At 62.6% G+C, this 16,142-nt stretch carries 14 protein-coding genes and 2 pseudogenes; 9 read left to right on the top strand and 7 right to left on the bottom strand.

Annotation, left to right across the window (positions count from 1 at the left end; translation table 11 throughout):
* Window positions 1-59 precede the first annotated feature (59 nt).
* The 7 genes from CDO35_RS10630 to CDO35_RS10600 all read left to right on the top strand — a co-directional run bounded on the left by CDO35_RS10630 (window position 60) and on the right by CDO35_RS10600 (window position 6,121).
* Window positions 60-1,061: an extracellular solute-binding protein gene (locus CDO35_RS10630; RefSeq protein ID WP_099524609.1), complete on the top strand. Its 1,002-nt coding sequence runs from the start codon at window positions 60-62 to the stop codon at window positions 1,059-1,061.
* Between the two features lie 94 nt (window positions 1,062-1,155).
* A complete protein-coding gene (locus CDO35_RS10625; protein WP_099524607.1) occupies window positions 1,156-2,772 on the top strand; it encodes an ABC transporter permease in 1,617 nt (538 codons plus the stop codon).
* Window positions 2,773-3,072: 300 nt separating this feature from the next.
* Window positions 3,073-4,155, top strand: a complete 1,083-nt coding sequence (gene gcvT / locus CDO35_RS10620) for a glycine cleavage system aminomethyltransferase GcvT (RefSeq protein ID WP_099524604.1) — start codon at window positions 3,073-3,075, stop codon at window positions 4,153-4,155.
* A 94-nt stretch (window positions 4,156-4,249) separates the two neighbouring features.
* On the top strand, window positions 4,250-4,639 hold the full coding sequence (gcvH, locus tag CDO35_RS10615; protein WP_003458665.1) for a glycine cleavage system protein GcvH: 390 nt from the start codon (window positions 4,250-4,252) through the stop codon (window positions 4,637-4,639).
* A 314-nt stretch (window positions 4,640-4,953) separates the two neighbouring features.
* Complete coding sequence (locus CDO35_RS10610) at window positions 4,954-5,268, top strand: ArsR/SmtB family transcription factor (protein ID WP_099524602.1); 315 nt, start codon at window positions 4,954-4,956, stop codon at window positions 5,266-5,268.
* Window positions 5,265-5,699, top strand: coding sequence for a YeeE/YedE family protein (locus CDO35_RS10605; protein WP_099524600.1), 435 nt, complete (start codon window positions 5,265-5,267; stop codon window positions 5,697-5,699). The genes CDO35_RS10610 and CDO35_RS10605 overlap by 4 nt, the downstream gene beginning before the upstream one ends.
* 2 nt (window positions 5,700-5,701) lie before the next feature.
* Window positions 5,702-6,121 carry a DUF6691 family protein gene (locus tag CDO35_RS10600; RefSeq protein WP_099524599.1) on the top strand — a complete coding sequence of 140 codons (420 nt, stop codon included), beginning with the start codon at window positions 5,702-5,704 and terminating at the stop codon, window positions 6,119-6,121.
* A gap of 148 nt (window positions 6,122-6,269) precedes the next feature.
* Here CDO35_RS10600 and CDO35_RS23395 read toward each other — a convergent pair.
* The 7 genes and pseudogenes from CDO35_RS23395 to CDO35_RS10570 form a co-directional block, all read right to left on the bottom strand.
* A pseudogene (locus CDO35_RS23395) lies at window positions 6,270-6,713 on the bottom strand (methyl-accepting chemotaxis protein); the annotation flags it as partial.
* Window positions 6,714-6,815: 102 nt separating this feature from the next.
* Window positions 6,816-7,592, bottom strand: a pseudogene (locus CDO35_RS23390) (PAS domain-containing protein); the annotation flags it as partial.
* Between the two features lie 84 nt (window positions 7,593-7,676).
* Window positions 7,677-8,783 carry an agmatine deiminase gene (gene aguA, locus CDO35_RS10590; RefSeq protein WP_099524596.1) on the bottom strand — a complete coding sequence of 369 codons (1,107 nt, stop codon included), beginning with the start codon at window positions 8,781-8,783 and terminating at the stop codon, window positions 7,677-7,679.
* 70 nt (window positions 8,784-8,853) lie between these two features.
* Window positions 8,854-9,738 (bottom strand): N-carbamoylputrescine amidase, encoded by an 885-nt coding sequence (gene aguB / locus CDO35_RS10585; protein ID WP_099524594.1) that lies wholly within the window; start codon window positions 9,736-9,738, stop codon window positions 8,854-8,856.
* Between the two features lie 262 nt (window positions 9,739-10,000).
* Window positions 10,001-10,642, bottom strand: coding sequence for a TetR/AcrR family transcriptional regulator (locus tag CDO35_RS10580; protein WP_099524592.1), 642 nt, complete (start codon window positions 10,640-10,642; stop codon window positions 10,001-10,003).
* A 74-nt stretch (window positions 10,643-10,716) separates the two neighbouring features.
* Entirely contained in the window at window positions 10,717-11,775 is a 1,059-nt protein-coding gene (locus CDO35_RS10575; RefSeq protein ID WP_099524590.1) for a polyamine ABC transporter substrate-binding protein, read from the bottom strand.
* 170 nt (window positions 11,776-11,945) lie between these two features.
* A complete protein-coding gene (locus CDO35_RS10570; RefSeq protein WP_099524587.1) occupies window positions 11,946-13,325 on the bottom strand; it encodes a glutamine synthetase family protein in 1,380 nt (459 codons plus the stop codon).
* 785 nt (window positions 13,326-14,110) lie between these two features.
* On the opposite strand from CDO35_RS10570, the gene CDO35_RS10565 reads away from it, so the two are divergent.
* Complete coding sequence (locus CDO35_RS10565; RefSeq protein ID WP_074855158.1) at window positions 14,111-15,469, top strand: glutamine synthetase family protein; 1,359 nt, start codon at window positions 14,111-14,113, stop codon at window positions 15,467-15,469.
* An 85-nt stretch (window positions 15,470-15,554) separates the two neighbouring features.
* A partial coding sequence (locus tag CDO35_RS10560; protein ID WP_243699070.1) for an aminotransferase class III-fold pyridoxal phosphate-dependent enzyme occupies window positions 15,555-16,142 on the top strand: 588 nt, incomplete at its 3' end.

Here is a 16,142-nt window from a genome sequence, read left to right as displayed (position 1 = left end):
GAAGGCAAATAACATTCACTACTATTCAGCCACTTTGTAATCCACAAGAGGCTGGTCCCATGAAGGCTCGTAACGCGCTCCTCGCCGCATTCACTCTCAGCACCCTGGCAACTGCCGTCCAGGCTGCCGATGAAGTGGTGGTCTACTCCGCCCGCATCGATGAGCTGATCAAGCCGGTGTTCGACGCCTACACCGAGAAAACCGGGGTCAAGGTGAAGTTCATCACCGACAAGGAAGCCCCGCTGATCGCCCGCCTCAAGGCCGAGGGCGCCAACACCCCGGCTGACCTGCTGATCACCGTTGACGCCGGCAACCTCTGGCAGGCCGAGCAGGAAGGCGTGCTGCAGCCGACCAAGTCCGACGTGATCGATGCCAACATCCCCGCTCAGTATCGCTCCAGCACCGACAGCTGGACCGGCCTGTCGCTGCGTGCACGGACCATTTTCTACTCCACCGAGCGCGTCAAGCCGGAAGAGTTGTCCACCTACGAAGCGCTGGCAGACAAGAACTGGGAAGGCCGCCTGTGCCTGCGTACCAGCAAGAAGGTCTACAACCAGTCGCTGACCGCCACCCTGATCGAAGCCCACGGCGCCGAGAAGACCGAAGAAATCGTCAAGGGTTGGGTCAACAACCTGGCTACCGACGTGTTCCCGGATGACACCGCGTTGCTGCAAGCCATCGACGCCGGCCAGTGCGACGTGGGCATCACCAACACCTACTACTATGGCCGTCTGCACAAGCAGCAGCCGGATCTGAAGGTCAAGCCGTTCTGGCCGAACCAGAACGACCGTGGCGTGCACGTCAACCTGGCCGGTGCTGGTGTGACCAAGCATGCACCGCATGCCGAACAGGCCAAGAAGCTGCTGGAGTGGATGACCACCGCAGAAGCGCAGAGCATCTTCGCCGGTGTTAACCAGGAGTACCCGGCCAACCCGGCGGTGAAACCGTCTGCCGAGGTGGCTTCCTGGGGCACTTTCAAGGCCGATACCGTGGCCACCGAAGTGGCTGGCAAGCGCCAGGCCGAAGCGACCATGCTGATGGATCGCGCTGGCTGGCAGTAAGCGCGTAACGATCATCGACGAGCACAGCGCTGCCGTTATACTGCGACGCCCCGCCTAGCCGGGGCGTCGTCATTTCCGTAGTCGAGGAATCCGCGTGCCGCATCCCGTCCAGCGTCGCTGGTACCCCATCGTCCTTGCCGTCGCCGTTCTGGTGTTGATGCCGCTGTCGGTGCTGCTGCTGAGCTGGCACGACGTGGATCAGCAGATCTGGGCGCACCTGTGGCAGACGCAGATGGCGCGGCTGATCGGCAACACGCTGACGCTGGTGATCGGTGTCGGTGTAGGGGTGACACTGCTGGGGGTGAGCCTGGCCTGGCTCACCAGCCTCTGCGAGTTTCCCGGTCGGCGCTGGCTGGACTGGGCGCTGATGTTGCCTTTCGCCATTCCTGCCTACGTGCTGGCATTCGTTTTCGTTGGCCTGCTGGATTTCGCCGGCCCGGTGCAGACGCTGCTGCGCGAATGGTTCGGCAGTGGCTTGCGCTTGCCGCGCGTGCGTTCGACCGGTGGTGTGATCATCGTGTTGGTGCTGGTGTTCTATCCCTACGTCTATCTGCTCGCCCGTGGCGCCTTCCTGGCTCAGGGCAAGGGCTTGATGGAGGCGGCTCGGGTGCTCGGGCAAAGCCCCTGGCAGGCGTTCTGGCGGGTGGCGCTGCCAATGGCGCGACCGGCCATCGGTGCTGGTCTGGCCCTGGCAATCATGGAGACCCTGGCCGATTTCGGCGCGGTGTCGGTGTTCAACTTCGATACCTTTACCACGGCGATCTACAAGACCTGGTACAGCTTCTACAGCCTGACCAGTGCTACCCAGCTGGCCAGCCTGCTGCTGCTGGCCGTGGCGTTGGTGCTCTACGGCGAGCGTCGTGCTCGCGGCGCCGCACGACCGGCCAACGAGCGGCCGCGCGGCAAGGCGCTGTATCACCTGCACGGCTGGAAGGCCTTCGCGGCCAGCGCCTGGTGTGGTCTGGTATTCGCCTGCGCCTTCGTCATCCCACTTCTTCAACTGCTGGCCTGGTTCTGGCGGCGCGGTCGCTTCGACCTCGATGAGCGCTACGCCGGGCTGATCCTGCACACCCTTTACCTGGGCGGCATGGCGGCGCTGATCACCGTCAGTGTGGCCATGCTGCTGGCCTTCGCCCGCCGCCAGGCGCCGAATCGCGGAGTGCGCTTCGGCGTCGCTCTGGGCAATCTCGGCTATGCCTTGCCGGGTTCGGTGCTGGCGGTGGCGATCATGCTGGCGTTCAGCTTTTTGGATCGTGAGCTGGTGATTCCGTTGTCCACTGCGCTGGGTGGTGCTGGTAAGCCCTTGCTGCTGGGCAGTCTGGCGGCGCTGCTGGTGGCCTACCTGATTCGCTTCATGGCGGTGGCCTTCGGACCGCTGGAGACCAGCCTGGCGCGTATTCGTCCGTCCCTGCCCGAGGCCTCGCGCAGCCTTGGTGTGGGCAGCTTCGGGCTGTTCTTCAGGGTCTATCTGCCGCTGCTGCTGCCGGGCACCTTGTCGGCCGCGCTGCTGGTATTCGTCGACGTACTCAAGGAAATGCCGGCGACCCTGCTGATGCGCCCATTCGGCTGGGACACGCTGTCGGTACGGGTATTTGAAATGACCAGCGAAGGCGAGTGGGCGCGCGCCTCGCTGCCGGCGCTGACCCTGGTGCTGGTCGGCCTGCTGCCGGTGATTCTGCTGATAAGGCGCTCGGCCCGCAGTTTCGGTTGAGGGCCTCTGGTCCAGGCCCTGGGCTTAGACATATACAGGCTCGGATCACTGCGCGACCTTTGGTCAGATGACCCCCGCAGACCTTGCGGCTACAATGCGCGCCATTCGCGAGTCGGGGCAGCCCGACAGGATTCGTCTAGAAGCGTCTCCGAGGCCGCCAGTGCAAGGCGCAGGCAAACGAGAAAGCGCAGTGTGCTCCTGCACATGAGCATTTCGAGTTTGCCTGCAACGCAGCAATGGCAACGCAGGTAGCTTCTAGGGGTCTGAATCGCTTCGCCAAGCCCGGAAGGAGATTTACCCATGGGACAGCGCACCCCCCTCTATGACCTGCACCTGGCACTGGGGGCCAAGATGGTGGACTTCGGCGGCTGGGACATGCCGCTGCACTACGGTTCGCAAGTGGAAGAGCATCATCAGGTGCGCCGCGAGTGCGGCGTGTTCGACGTCTCGCACATGTGCGTGGTGGACGTAAGCGGCAGTCAGGCGAAGGCCTTCCTGCAGCGTCTGCTGGCCAATGATGTGGCCCGCCTGGAAAGCCCTGGCAAGGCGCTTTACAGCGCCATGCTCAATGAGCAGGGCGGGGTGATCGACGACCTGATCGTTTACCTCACCGAGGGCGGCTACCGCCTGGTGGTCAACGCTGGCACCCGTGACAAGGACCTGGCGTGGATGCATGCCCAGGCGAGCGACTTCGATGTGCAACTGCGCGAGCGTCGCGATCTGGCTATGCTCGCCATTCAGGGGCCGAAGGCGCGCGCACGCGTTTCCGAGCTGCTGAGCCAGGCCCGTGCCGCACTGATCCACGAGCTCAAGCCGTTCCAGGGCCTGCCCGAGGGTGACTGGTTCATCGCGCGTACCGGTTATACCGGCGAAGATGGCCTGGAAATCGTGCTGCCGGTGACCGAGGTGGTGTCCTTCCTCAACGATCTGGTCGGTGCCGGTATTTCGCCCATTGGCCTTGGCGCCCGTGACACCCTGCGCCTCGAAGCGGGTATGAACCTCTACGGCCAGGACATGGATGAACAGGTCAGCCCGCTGGCTGCCAACATGGCCTGGACCATCGCCTGGGAACCAGCCGAGCGCGACTTCATCGGCCGCTCAGTGCTGGAAGCGCAGCGCGCCGCCGGCTGCCCGAGCAAGCTGGTTGGGCTGGTGCTGGAAGAGCGTGGCGTGCTGCGTGCGCACCAGGTGGTGCGCGTCGACGGCATCGGTGAGGGTGAGATCACCAGTGGCAGCTTCTCGCCTACGCTGAACAAATCCATCGCGCTGGCGCGGGTGCCGGCCGCGACCGGGGATCGTGCCGAGGTGGAGATCCGCGGCAAGTGGTACCCGGTGCGGGTGGTCAAGCCGAGCTTCGTGCGCAACGGTAAAACCCTTATCTGAATCATCAGGTCGCGGTGCTGGCTTCCCCTGGCGCCGCGGCCTGCTAAATTGTCCTGACGGCCCACTTGCCGTCACCGTTTACGAGGAATCAAACATGAGCAATATCCCCGCCGATCTGCGTTATGCCGCCAGCCACGAGTGGGCGCGCCTGGAGGCTGACGGTAGCGTGACCGTGGGCATTTCCGACCACGCCCAGGAAGCCCTCGGCGACGTGGTATTCATCGAGCTGCCTGAAGTCGGCAAGCAACTGAACGCCGGCCAGGAAGCCGGTGTGGTGGAGTCGGTCAAGGCTGCCTCCGACATCTATGCGCCGGTTGGCGGCGAAGTCATCGCCATCAACGAAGCGCTGGCTGACAGCCCGGAAAGCGTCAACAGCGACCCGTATGGCAGCTGGTTCTTTAAGCTCAAACCGAGCGACACCAGCGAGCTGGACAAGCTGCTGGACGCTGCCGCCTATCAGGCCGCTGCTGACGCCGACGCCTGATTCATCAGGCCTCGACCCGGAAACCCGCTGCGGCGGGTTTCTGCGTTTCTGGGCTCTGCTAATGAATTCGCATGCAGGGCGTCAGTGGTAGCCCGGATAGTGGCGATACCCCTTGTGGGAGGCGCTTCAGCGGCGAGTTCTTGTCGCGGCTAAAGCCCCTCCCACGATTTGTACTGTGCATGCATCGGTTGATGTAAGTCGGCGCGCTCTTGTAAGGCCCGTTCAACTCCCTCTTTAGCCGATGGTCGGTTGGGATAACACTTGCTCGAAATACAATATATAAAGATACATATTGTATTTGGTGAAGGTGTACCATGACTGAGCCCGTCGATATCCAGCAGCTGCGCGTCAATGCAGACGCCGCCGGGCAACTGCTCAAGGCGTTGGCCAATCCTGATCGCCTGTTGCTGCTCTGCCAGCTGTCGCAAGGCGAGCGCAACGTCAGTGAGCTGGAGGCGCTGCTCGGTATTCAGCAGCCGACGCTGTCCCAGCAACTGGCGGTGCTGCGCCGCGAGGGGTTGGTGGAAACCCGTCGTGACGGCAAACAGATTTTCTATCGCATCAGCAGCCCGGCGGCGCTGGCGGTGATCGAGACGCTCTACCGTCTGTTCTGCGAGGGCCGGCAATGAACATCGACTGGGCCGGCTTCACGCCTTGGAGCGCCCTGGCTGGAGGGGCGCTGATCGGTCTGTCGGCTGCCATATTCGCCTTGGCCAATGGCCGGGTAGCGGGTATCAGCGGCCTGCTCGGCAGCCTACTGCAGCGTCAGGGCGAAGGGCGCGGCGAAAAAGCAGCGTTCCTTGTTGGCCTGCTTCTGGCGCCCTTGCTCTGGGGATTGTTCGCGGCATTACCGTCGATTCATTTCGAGACGAGCAGTCTCGGCTTGATCGTCGCCGGCTTGCTGGTCGGTATCGGCACCCGTTATGGCTCGGGCTGCACAAGCGGCCACGGGGTTTGCGGTATTTCCCGCTTGTCGCCGCGCTCGGTGCTGGCAACCCTGTGCTTCATGGCCACGGGTTTCGTCACGGTCTTTGTCCTGCGTCACCTGCTGGGGGCTTGAGGATGGTCAGACTCAGTTCATTCGCCTGCGGCCTGCTGTTTGGTCTGGGCCTGCTGCTAGCGGGCATGGCCGACCCGGCCAAGGTGCTGGCTTTTCTCGATTTGGCCGGAAATTGGGATCCCTCGCTGGCGCTGGTGATGGTCGGGGCCATTGCCGTCGCAGCAGTGCCGTTGAACCTGGCGCAACGGCGCGCCAGGGCACTGCTCGGCGGCGCCATGCAGTTGCCGACGCGTCGTGACCTCGATGCTCGCCTGATCGGCGGCAGCCTGCTGTTCGGGGCCGGTTGGGGTATCGCTGGCATCTGTCCGGGGCCGGCTGTTGCCATCCTGCTGACCGGGCACTGGCAGGCCCTGCTGTTCGTCGCAGCGATGCTCGCCGGCATGCTGCTCTTTGCTGCGCTGGAAGGCCGGCGCGGACGTTGACCTGGAGAACCTTGATAATTGGAACGCTCGACCGCAGTCTGCGCATCGCCGCAGGGTTTATCCTCATCGCGCTGAGCCTGGCCATCGGTGCCCGGCTTGTTCGCTGCTGGGGATCAATACCTGCAAGCAATCCTGAAGGCCGTAAGCGTTAGTGTTGCTCCTCAATCGCCTCGGCGAACTGGCGCACGGCATCGACAACCTGCCGTGCGCCACTCTGGATTTCCTCGATCACCTGCCCGGCCTGATTGACCAGCTCCACACCCTGCTCGACCTTGTGCTGACTGGACTGCATGTTGTCCACGGCGTCTTGCGCTAGCTCGTGGTTGCGCTTGACCACCTCGACGATCTCCACTGTTGCCTGTGCGGTGCGCGCCGCCAGACTGCGCACTTCATCAGCGACCACCGCGAATCCGCGGCCCTGCTCGCCTGCGCGCGCCGCTTCGATAGCGGCGTTGAGGGCCAGCAGGTTGGTTTGCTCGGCAATGCCGCGGATGGTCTGCACGATGCTGCTGATCATCTCCGACTGCTGGCTGACCGCGCTAATGCCCTCGGCTGCGCGGGACAGCTCGTCGGCGATGCCGCGCACCATCGTGACGGTTTCGCTGATCACCTCGGCGCCATGCCGGGCACTGTCGTCGGTGCGTTGGGAAATTTCATAGGCAAGCTTGGCTGCATCAGATTCGGCCTGTTGCTGGTGCACCTGCGGGGTGATGTCACGGGCGAACTTGACGATCTTGTAGAGGGTGCCGCTGGCGTCGAACACCGGATTGTAGGTGGCGCTCAGCCAGATGATGTCGCCGTGGCGGTTGATGCGCTGGAATCGCCCTGAGAAGAATTCGCCGCGATTCAGGCGTGCCCAGAAGTCGCGGTAGGCAGGCGAGTCGGCCTCTTCGCGGGGGCAGAACAGGCGATGGTGCTTGCCGCGGATTTCGTCCAGGCGGTAGCCCATGGTCTGCTGGAAGTTTTCATTGGCATCGAGCACCTCGCCCTTGAGGTTGAAGGCGATTACCGCCATGGAGCGGCTGATGGCCTCTACCATGCTGTTCTGTTCCTGCTCGCGGATGACCTGTGCAGTGATGTCCGTGGCCAGTTTGAGCACGCCTTCGACACGGCCATCTGCGCCGCGGATCGGGTTGTAGCTGGCTTCCAGCCAGACTTCCTGGCCTTGCTTGTTGCGACGGCGGAAGCGCTCACGGATGTACTCGCCGGCCGCCAGGCGTTGCCAGAATCGGCGGTACTCGGCGCTGGACTGGTATTCGGGGAAGCAGAAGATGCTGTGATGCTGGCCGACGATCTCCTCCAGTCGGTAACCCATGGTGGTCAGGAGATTGTCATTGGCGCTGACGATGGTGCCGTCAGGCTTGAATTCGATCATGGCCGTCGAACGATCGACGGCAGCCTTCCTGGCAAGCGAGGACTGCAACTGCTGACGAGCTACTTCCAGTGCTCGCTTGAGGGCTTTGTTGAACATGATGTGCTCTTGAAGGTAACGGGTTGATCCCGACCAATCTTATCGGCTTGGTCAGGATCAACTTGAAGGCCTTCAGAGTACTTTTCAACTGCCTTGTGGGGCTGGCTGCTGCTGGGTGATGCAGTGGATATTGCCGCCGCCCAGAAGGATCTCGCGGCCCGGCACCATCACCACGCGATGCTCGGGGAAAATGCGCTGGAGGATAGTGCGGGCCTCCTCGTCCTTCGGATCATCGAAGCTCGGCGCGACGATGCCGCCGTTGACGATAAGGAAGTTCACGTAGGAGCCGGCCAGGCGAACTTCTGGGCTGCGCTCTTGGCTGCCGTCGACCATGTCGACGCCCGCGCACTCTTCGGCAGTGGCATGAATCGGGCCTGGAATGGGCATCTTGTGCACGGTCAGCTGACGCCCCTTGGCGTCGTGCACGCTTTCCAGTACGCGCATGGCGGCCTGGCAGCGCGGGTAGTTGGGGTCATTCACATCGTCGGTCCAGGCCAGCAGCACTTCACCGGGGCGCACGTAACAGCAGAAGTTGTCGACGTGGCCGTCGGTTTCGTCGTTGTACAGACCGTCCGGCAGCCAGATCACCGTGTCGATGGCCAGGTGCTCGCGCAGCACGGTTTCGATTTCTTCGCGCGACAGGTGCGGGTTGCGGTTCTTGTTCAGCAGGCACTCTTCGGTGGTGATCAAGGTGCCTTCGCCATCGACATGGATCGAGCCACCTTCGAGTACGAAGCCCTCGGTGCGGTAACGCTTGCAGCCTTCGATCTCGAGAACCTTGCGTGCCACCTGGTCGTCACGCAGCCAGGGCCAGTACAGGCCACCGTCGAAGCCGCCCCAGGCGTTGAACGCCCAGTCCACGCCGCGCACTTCGCCGCTGGCGCTGGTGACGAAGGTCGGGCCGGTGTCGCGCACCCAGGCGTCGTCGGTGGTGATTTCAACCAGGCGGATATTGGCGTCGTCCAGGCGCGCGCGGGCGTTTTCATACTGCGCTGCGGACACGCAGAGGGTCACCGGCTCGAACTGGGCAATGGCCTTGGCCACCGCGGCGAAGGCGGCCTGTGCCGGCTTGCCGCCGTTGCGCCAGTTGTCCGGGCGCTCGGGCCAGACCATCCAGGTCTTGCTGTGGGTTTCCCATTCCGCCGGCATGCGGAAGCCATCGGCGCGTGGAGTCGTGGTCAGAGTGGTCATATTTCGCTTCCGTAGAGTGCGCCATGCGCACCGGCAAAGTGTTTGGAGGGCTAGGTGCGCACAGCGCACCCTACGGGATCGAGGGTGTTTCACCGTCGAGCGTGGAAAGCGGCCAGTATAGGTTCGGCCGGCGGTCGCGGAACACACCCCAGGCGGTGCGTACCTTCTCCAGTTCGCTCAGGTCGAAGCTGTGCACCAGCACGCCTTCCTCGGTCTGGTTCAGCTCCTCGACTTTCTCGCCGAACTGGTTGGCGATGAACGAGCTGCCGTAGAAGGTGATGTCGTAGCCGTCCTGCTCCTCGCGGCCGATGCGGTTGCTGGCCACCAGCGGCATCAGGTTGGCGCCGGCATGGCCCTGTTGCACACGCTGCCAGTGCTCGCGCGAGGTGATGTTGGCATCGTGCGGCTCGCTGCCGATAGCGGTGGGGTAGAAGAGAATCTCTGCGCCCATCAGCGCCATGCTGCGTGCACACTCGGGGAACCACTGATCCCAGCAGATACCCACGCCGATACGGGCATAAGCGGTGTCCCAGACCTTGAAGCCGGTATCGCCCGGGTTGAAGTAGTACTTCTCGTGGTAGCCGGGGCCATCGGGAATATGGCTTTTTCGATAAATCCCGAGATTAGTGCCGTCGGCATCGAGGATGGCGATGCTGTTGAAGCGGGCGCGACCGGCGCGTTCGAAGAAGCTGATCGGCAGCACTACCTTCAGTTCGGCGGCAACTTCCTGGAAGTGCGTGATAGCCGGATTTTCCTCCACCGTGGTCGCCAGCTGGGTGTAGTCGGCGTTGGGCTTCTGGCAGAAGTAGGGAGCCTCGAACAGCTCCTGGATCAGGATGATCTGCGCGCCCTGTGCGGCAGCCTGGCGTACCAGCCTCTCGGCATTGGCGATGTTCGCGGGCGTATCCCAGGAGCAGGCCATCTGGGTCGCAGCGACGGTAACGATACGGGACATAAAGCACCTCTTGGCTCGTTCGCAGGCCGCTTTGGCGGCCCATTCAGAGTGCCGTGGCTGGACTTGGCCAAGGCTGGATGATCGATTTATATCCGATAAATATCGGTATTAGAAGGTGCTTTTTGTTGAATTAGCAAAATTAATACGATTTTTATCGGATTTATATTGGTTCGGTCGTAGGGGCACAGGCCGCTTAGGGTGCGCGCAGCGATCGGCCACGCCGTCAGATGTCATCGGTGCGCACGGCGCACCCTACGGGGGATTACGCCAGCGGTGCAGGTCTTTTCGGCAGCGCGGCCGGCAGGTACAGGCCCAGGTAGGCGTCGAATACGCGCATGCCTTCCTCGGCCAGGCGTGGCGTGATTTCGCCGTGCAGCTGTACGGAGCGGGCATAGACGCGATCACCCAGCTCCATGGCCAGGGCGAAGACATCGATATCTATCGGTAACTGCGGCAGGGGGAAGTGGCGGTCGAACAGCGCCTGCATCAGGCGGCCCAGTTCGATGTCATGCTGATGGTCGGCCTGGGTTACCTCGGCCAGGCCATGCTGGGCGAGGATCAGCTGGCGCGCTGCGGCGTCGCGCGCGTAGATGCCCAGCATACGTTGTTCGACGATGCGCGACAGGTCATGCCAGGTGTTCAGGCTGGCGTGTTCGACCGGCTCCTGCAGGCAGGCGCGAAAGGCTGAGTGCACGTCTGCAGTCAGCCCTTCGAGCAGTGTCGGCACGCTGGCGAAGAAGTGGTACACCGACGACGGTGGAATGCCTGCGTGCTCGGCCACCGTGTAGATCGACAGGTTGGCCATGCCCTGCTCGGCCAGCAGTTCGCGTGCTGCCGCCAGTATCACGGCGATCCGTGCCTGGCTGCTGGCGCGTGGCTTGCGGGTGCTGGCGGGGCGCGACATGGCTGAGTCCTCGTGGGTCGAGGCGCTATTGGACGTCAGCAGGCGGCGGCGAGGCAAGCATCGCCGTACACGCCTCAGCTACCGTCGCGAAAGCGCTGCCAGACGTTGCTGCGCACCTGCGCATGTTTCTCCGAAAGGACTTCCAGCGGATACAGGCGGCGTTTGGTGTCCTGATCCGGGTACAGGCCGGGCTGCGCCAGCAGGGCGCTGTCGATGAACTGCGCGGAGTCTGCATTACCGTTGGGGTAGAGCGTCTCGGCGGTGATCTGGGCGATGATCTGCGGTTGCATCAGGTAGTCGATGAAGCGGTGAGCGAGGTCCGGCCGAGCGGCGTTGGCAGGAATCACCAGGTTGTCGATGAACAGCACCGAGCCTTCGTCCGGTACCACGAAGCGTACCGGCTGGCCGGCCTGCGCTGCGGCAAGGGCGTCGCCGACCCAGGCCATGGCCAGGCACAAGTGGCCGCTGCTGAGATCTTCGATATAGCGCTCGCTGTCGACGTAGCGCAGGTTTGGGCGTAGTGCCTCGAGCACTCCGCCGGCGCGCTCGACTCGGCTTGGTGCGCTGCGGGCAAGGCTGCGGCCCTGGTAGTTGAGCAGCAGTGACAGGGTTTCATCTGGCGCATCCAGCACGCTGATGCCGCAACTGGCCAGGCGCGCGCTCTGTTTGGCATCGAACAGCAGGCTCCAGCTGTCCGGCAGTGGTCCGCCATAGGCAGCCTCGGCCTGCGGCGTGTTAATCGCCAGGCCGACCGCGCCCCACAGGTACGGCACGGCGTGCTGATTCTGCGGGTCGACCGCGGCCAGCTTGCTGAGCAACTGCTTGTCGAGGTGTGTGCGGTTGGGTAACAGGTTGAAATCCAGCGGACGAATACGGCCACTGGCGATCAGCCCTGGCAGATCGTTGTGCGAGGGCACCGCGATGTCGATGGGTTGGCCGCTGTTCAGCGCTGCGCTCAGTTCTTCGGCACTGGCGAAGGTGTGGTACTCGACTTCGATACCGGTGTCGCGCGTGAAGTTTTCCAGCACCTGCGGCGCGATGTAATCGTTCCAGTTGTAGACCCGAATGCTGTCGGCGGCCTGGGCCAGGCCACAGCTCAGGCCTAGCAGGACGGCGGCAAAAACGCGTTGCATGAGTAGCTCCCCGATGGATGAAGGCAACAGTATCCGGCGGTCTTGGGCGCCGGGGGTTGATTCATGTCAGCGGAGTCGCCGTGCGGCGAACCGCTGGCCCCGGTGCAGAGCACTGGAGCAGGCAGTTGGCAGGCAAAAAGAAGCCGGCTCTGCGGCCGGCTTTCTCGGTTTTACACGGTGTGCAGGTACCAGTTGTACTCGAGGTCGGAGATGGTGGTTTCGAACTCCTCCAGCTCGGCTTCCTTGCACGCGACGAAGATGTCGATGTACTTCGGATCGATGTATTTGTTCAGCACTTCGCTGTCGTCCAGCTCGCGCAGGGCATCGCGCAAGTTGTTCGGCAGGCTCTGTTCGAGCTGTTCGTAGGAGTTGCCTTCGATCGGCTCGCCCGGTTCGATCTGGTTGGTCAGACCGTGGTGGATACCGGCGAGGATCGACGCCAGCATCAGGTATGGGTTGGCGTCGGCACCGGCGACGCGGTGCTCGATGCGTACAGCATCGGCGCTGCCAGTCGGCACGCGCACGGCTACGGTGCGGTTGTCCAGTGCCCAGCTCGGTGCGTTGGGCACGTAGAACTGTGCACCGAAGCGGCGGTACGAGTTGACGTTGGGGCAGAGGAACGCCATCGACGCGGACATGGTGTCGAGGATGCCGCCGACGGCATGACGCAGCGAGGTGTTCTCCAGCGGATCTTCGGCAGCGAAGATGTTCTTGCCGGTCTTCTTGTCGAGCAGCGAGATGTGCACGTGCAGACCATTGCCCGCCTGGCCCGGATAGGGCTTGGCCATGAAGGTGGAGTCCATCTCATGGTCGTAGGCGATGTTCTTGATCAGGCGCTTGAGCAGCAGTGCGTAGTCGCAGGCCTTGATGGCGTCTTCGACGTGGTGCAGGTTGACCTCGAACTGCGCCGGGGCACTTTCCTTGACGATGGCGTCGGCCGGGATGTCCTGCTCCTTGGCGGCTTCGAGCATGTCCTGCAGGCAGTCGACGTACTCGTCGAGGTCATCGATCAGGTAGACCTGAGTCGAGTGCGGGCGCTTGCCGGAGATCGGCGAGCGTGGTGGCTGCGGGCGCCCGTTCACGTTCTCCTGGTCGATCAGGTAGAACTCCAGTTCGAAGGCTGCGCAGATACGCAGGCCCAGTTCGTCGAACTTCTGTACCACCTGGCGCAATACCTCGCGCGGGTCGGCGAAGAAAGGCGTGCCGTCCAGCTCGTGCATGGTCATCAGCAGTTGCGCAGTGGGGCGCTTCTGCCAGGGCTCGTTGCACAGGGTATTGGGGATGGGGAAGCAGATACGGTCGGCGTCGCCGATGTCCAGGCCAAGGCCGGTGCTTTCGACGGTGGAGCCGTTGATGTCGAGCGCAAAGAGCGAGGCGGGCAGGTTGATGCCTTTCTCGTACACCTTGTGCAGGGCGTTTCGATCGATGCGCTTGCCGCGCACCACGCCATTCATATCTGCAATAAGAAGGTCGACGAACTGGACCTCAGGATGTTCCTTAAGGAACGCGTTCGCTTCGTTAAGCTGAACGGCACGCGGGGGTACCGACATGATGCAACACCTTTTTGTTAAATATATCAATCATGCGACTGCATGGGTGTGAGTCAATCCGAAACGCACTTTACTGTCAAGCAGGCCCGATGATGCCCTGTAGTGGGGCGTGATGGCCATTTTTGGGGCGTTTCAAGGCCTTTCAGGGTGGTTCAACCGGCGTCTTTTCAGGGTGCTCAGTGGGGTGTGTTCAATTTTTTACAGAGCTATTGTGTAAAAAAATGAACAAGGCTAAGCTCGGTTCAAACCCATAACAGCAATAATACGGGTGTCTCATGTTTTGCCTGCCGACCATCGGCGTCAGCGCTTGTTCCAGCACCACCGGTCACGCTACCTCTGTCCTCGCTCGCGAGGCGGGCCTGCGCATCATGCGGGTTACCAGGGGCAGCATGCCTGGCGGCGCGGCAACACGGCAGCATCTTTCCCCTGCGGCATTATCGTCGCTCAGTCTGTGTCATCAGGTTTTTCGCTCACTCAATACCCTGCACGATAGCGTACGCAGCCGTGCAATGCCCCTTGGCCGGCTTCGTGCACTGCACAAACCACGCTCCAGGTTTGTTGGGGTCGCGCTATGCCGCGAGCTAGACAGTGCGGTTTTGGTGAGCAAGGGCGGGCGATTTTCTTTCTGTGGCGTGCAAAGTCGGGTGTCGGAGGTGTCGCACCCCTAGTAGCATCCACCCGAATATCTCGCCTTCTTCCAGGCCTTTGGTGAGGCTTGCAGGGAGGAGGCGGGGCAACGCTGAACCGGCTATAACCCTAGTTGGTTCTACAACCCTGAGGTCTCTATGAGTACCAAGTTAGACCAGCTCACGAGCTGGCTGAAAGAACGCAAAATCACCGAAGTCGAATGCCTGATCAGCGACCTGACCGGCATTGCCCGCGGCAAGATCTCGCCGACCAACAAGTTCCTCGACGAGAAGGGCATGCGCCTCCCCGAGAGCGTGCTGCTGCAGACCGTGACCGGCGACTACGTCGAGGACGACATCTATTACGACCTGCTGGATGAGGCGGACATCGACATGTTCTGCCGTCCGGACCCCAACGCTGTCTTCGTCGTGCCCTGGGCCATCGAACCCACCGCCATGGTGATCCACGATACGTTCGACAAGCAGGGCAACCCCATCGAGCTGTCGCCGCGCAACATCCTCAAGAAGGTGTTGCAGATGTATGCCGACAAGGGTTGGAAGCCCATCGTCGCGCCGGAGATGGAGTTCTACCTGACCAAACGCAACAGCGACCCGGACTTCCCGTTGGTGGCGCCTGTTGGCCGCTCCGGCCGCCCGGAAACCGGCCGTCAGAGCTTCTCCATCGACGCGGCCAACGAGTTCGACCCGCTGTTTGAAGACATGTATGACTGGTGCGAACTGCAAGGCCTGGATCTGGACACCCTGATCCACGAAGAAGGCCCGGCGCAGATGGAAATCAACTTCCGTCATGGCGATGCGCTGCACCTGGCCGACCAGATTCTGGTGTTCAAGCGCACCATGCGTGAGGCCGCGCTCAAGCATGACGTGGCAGCCACGTTCATGGCCAAGCCGATCACCGACGAGCCGGGCAGCGCCATGCACATCCACCAGAGCGTGGTCGACATCAAGACCGGCAAGAACATCTTCTCCAACGAAGACGGGACGATGAGCGAGCTGTTCATGCATCACATCGGGGGACTGCAGAAGTACATCCCCGAGCTGCTGCCGCTGTTCGCACCGAACGTCAACTCGTTCCGCCGCTTCCTGCCCGATACCTCGGCGCCGGTGAACGTGGAATGGGGCGAGGAGAACCGTACCGTGGGCCTGCGCGTGCCTGAGGCGACTCCGCAGAACCGTCGCGTGGAAAACCGCCTGGCTGGCGCTGACGCCAACCCGTACCTGGTGCTGGCAGCCACTCTGCTGTGCGGCTACATGGGTATGGTCGGCGGGGTGAGACCCGGTGCACCGGTCAAGGGCCGTGGTTACGAGCGTCGCAACCTGCGCCTGCCGGTGACCATCGAGAGCGCCCTGGAGCGGATGGAAGCGTGCAAGGACGCCGAGAAATTCCTCGGCGAGAAGTTCATCCGTGGCTATGTCGCGGTCAAGCGTGCCGAGCACGAGAACTTTAAGCGCGTGATCAGTTCCTGGGAGCGCGAGTTCCTCCTGCTGTCGGTGTAATGGGCTACCGGCCGCGCCTGGTGCGGCCGGTGCCACGAATCTCTGCGTAGCGCCGCTGGCGCTGCGTGTTAGCAAGGTGTTGGCAATGAACAAGCAAGCGAACAATCCCAAGACTGCCCAGTGGCAGGCCCTGAGCAAGGCCCACCACCTGGCGCCGTTCAGTGATTACAAGCAGCTGGCCGAAAATGGCCCGCGCATCATCACCGAGGCCAAGGGCGTGCATCTGTGGGACAGCGAGGGCAACAAGATCCTCGATGGCATGGCCGGCTTGTGGTGCGTGGCCGTCGGCTATGGTCGCGAGGAGCTGGTCGCCGCCGCCGCCAAGCAGATGCTGCAGCTGCCGTTCTACAACACCTTCTTCCAGACCGCGCACCCGCCGGTGCTTGAGTTGGCCCACGCCATTTCCCAGCTGGCGCCAGCCGGCATGAACCACGTGTTCTTCACCGGTTCGGGTTCGGAAGGCAATGACACCATGCTGCGTCTGGTGCGCCACTACTGGGCATGCAAAGGCCAGCCGAACAAGAAAATCATCATCGGCCGCGACAACGGTTACCACGGCTCCACCGTGGCACACCATGCTGCGTCTGGTGCGCCACTACTGGGCATGCAAAGGCCAGCCGAACAAGAAAATCATCATCGGCCGCGACAACGGTTACCACGGCTCCACCGTGGC

The organism is Pseudomonas sediminis (genome assembly GCF_002741105.1).
Taxonomy (GTDB): domain Bacteria; phylum Pseudomonadota; class Gammaproteobacteria; order Pseudomonadales; family Pseudomonadaceae; genus Aquipseudomonas; species Aquipseudomonas sediminis.
The sequence above is the reverse complement of the archived record's forward strand: the minus strand, read 5'-3'. Positions and strand labels throughout refer to the sequence as shown.

What these genes read in the sequence shown, in the direction of transcription:
- CDO35_RS10630 (WP_099524609.1), top strand. Translation starts at nt 60, where the DNA reads ATGAAGGCTCGTAACGCGCTCCTCGCCGCATTCACTCTCAGCACCCTG.
- gcvT (WP_099524604.1), top strand. Translation starts at nt 3,073, where the DNA reads ATGGGACAGCGCACCCCCCTCTATGACCTGCACCTGGCACTGGGGGCC.
- gcvH (WP_003458665.1), top strand. Translation starts at nt 4,250, where the DNA reads ATGAGCAATATCCCCGCCGATCTGCGTTATGCCGCCAGCCACGAGTGG.
- aguA (WP_099524596.1), bottom strand. Translation starts at nt 8,783, where the DNA reads ATGACCACTCTGACCACGACTCCACGCGCCGATGGCTTCCGCATGCCG.
- CDO35_RS10610 (WP_099524602.1), top strand. Translation starts at nt 4,954, where the DNA reads ATGACTGAGCCCGTCGATATCCAGCAGCTGCGCGTCAATGCAGACGCC.
- CDO35_RS10600 (WP_099524599.1), top strand. Translation starts at nt 5,702, where the DNA reads ATGGTCAGACTCAGTTCATTCGCCTGCGGCCTGCTGTTTGGTCTGGGC.
- CDO35_RS10605 (WP_099524600.1), top strand. Translation starts at nt 5,265, where the DNA reads ATGAACATCGACTGGGCCGGCTTCACGCCTTGGAGCGCCCTGGCTGGA.
- CDO35_RS10565 (WP_074855158.1), top strand. Translation starts at nt 14,111, where the DNA reads ATGAGTACCAAGTTAGACCAGCTCACGAGCTGGCTGAAAGAACGCAAA.
- CDO35_RS10570 (WP_099524587.1), bottom strand. Translation starts at nt 13,325, where the DNA reads ATGTCGGTACCCCCGCGTGCCGTTCAGCTTAACGAAGCGAACGCGTTC.
- CDO35_RS10575 (WP_099524590.1), bottom strand. Translation starts at nt 11,775, where the DNA reads ATGCAACGCGTTTTTGCCGCCGTCCTGCTAGGCCTGAGCTGTGGCCTG.
- aguB (WP_099524594.1), bottom strand. Translation starts at nt 9,738, where the DNA reads ATGTCCCGTATCGTTACCGTCGCTGCGACCCAGATGGCCTGCTCCTGG.
- CDO35_RS10580 (WP_099524592.1), bottom strand. Translation starts at nt 10,642, where the DNA reads ATGTCGCGCCCCGCCAGCACCCGCAAGCCACGCGCCAGCAGCCAGGCA.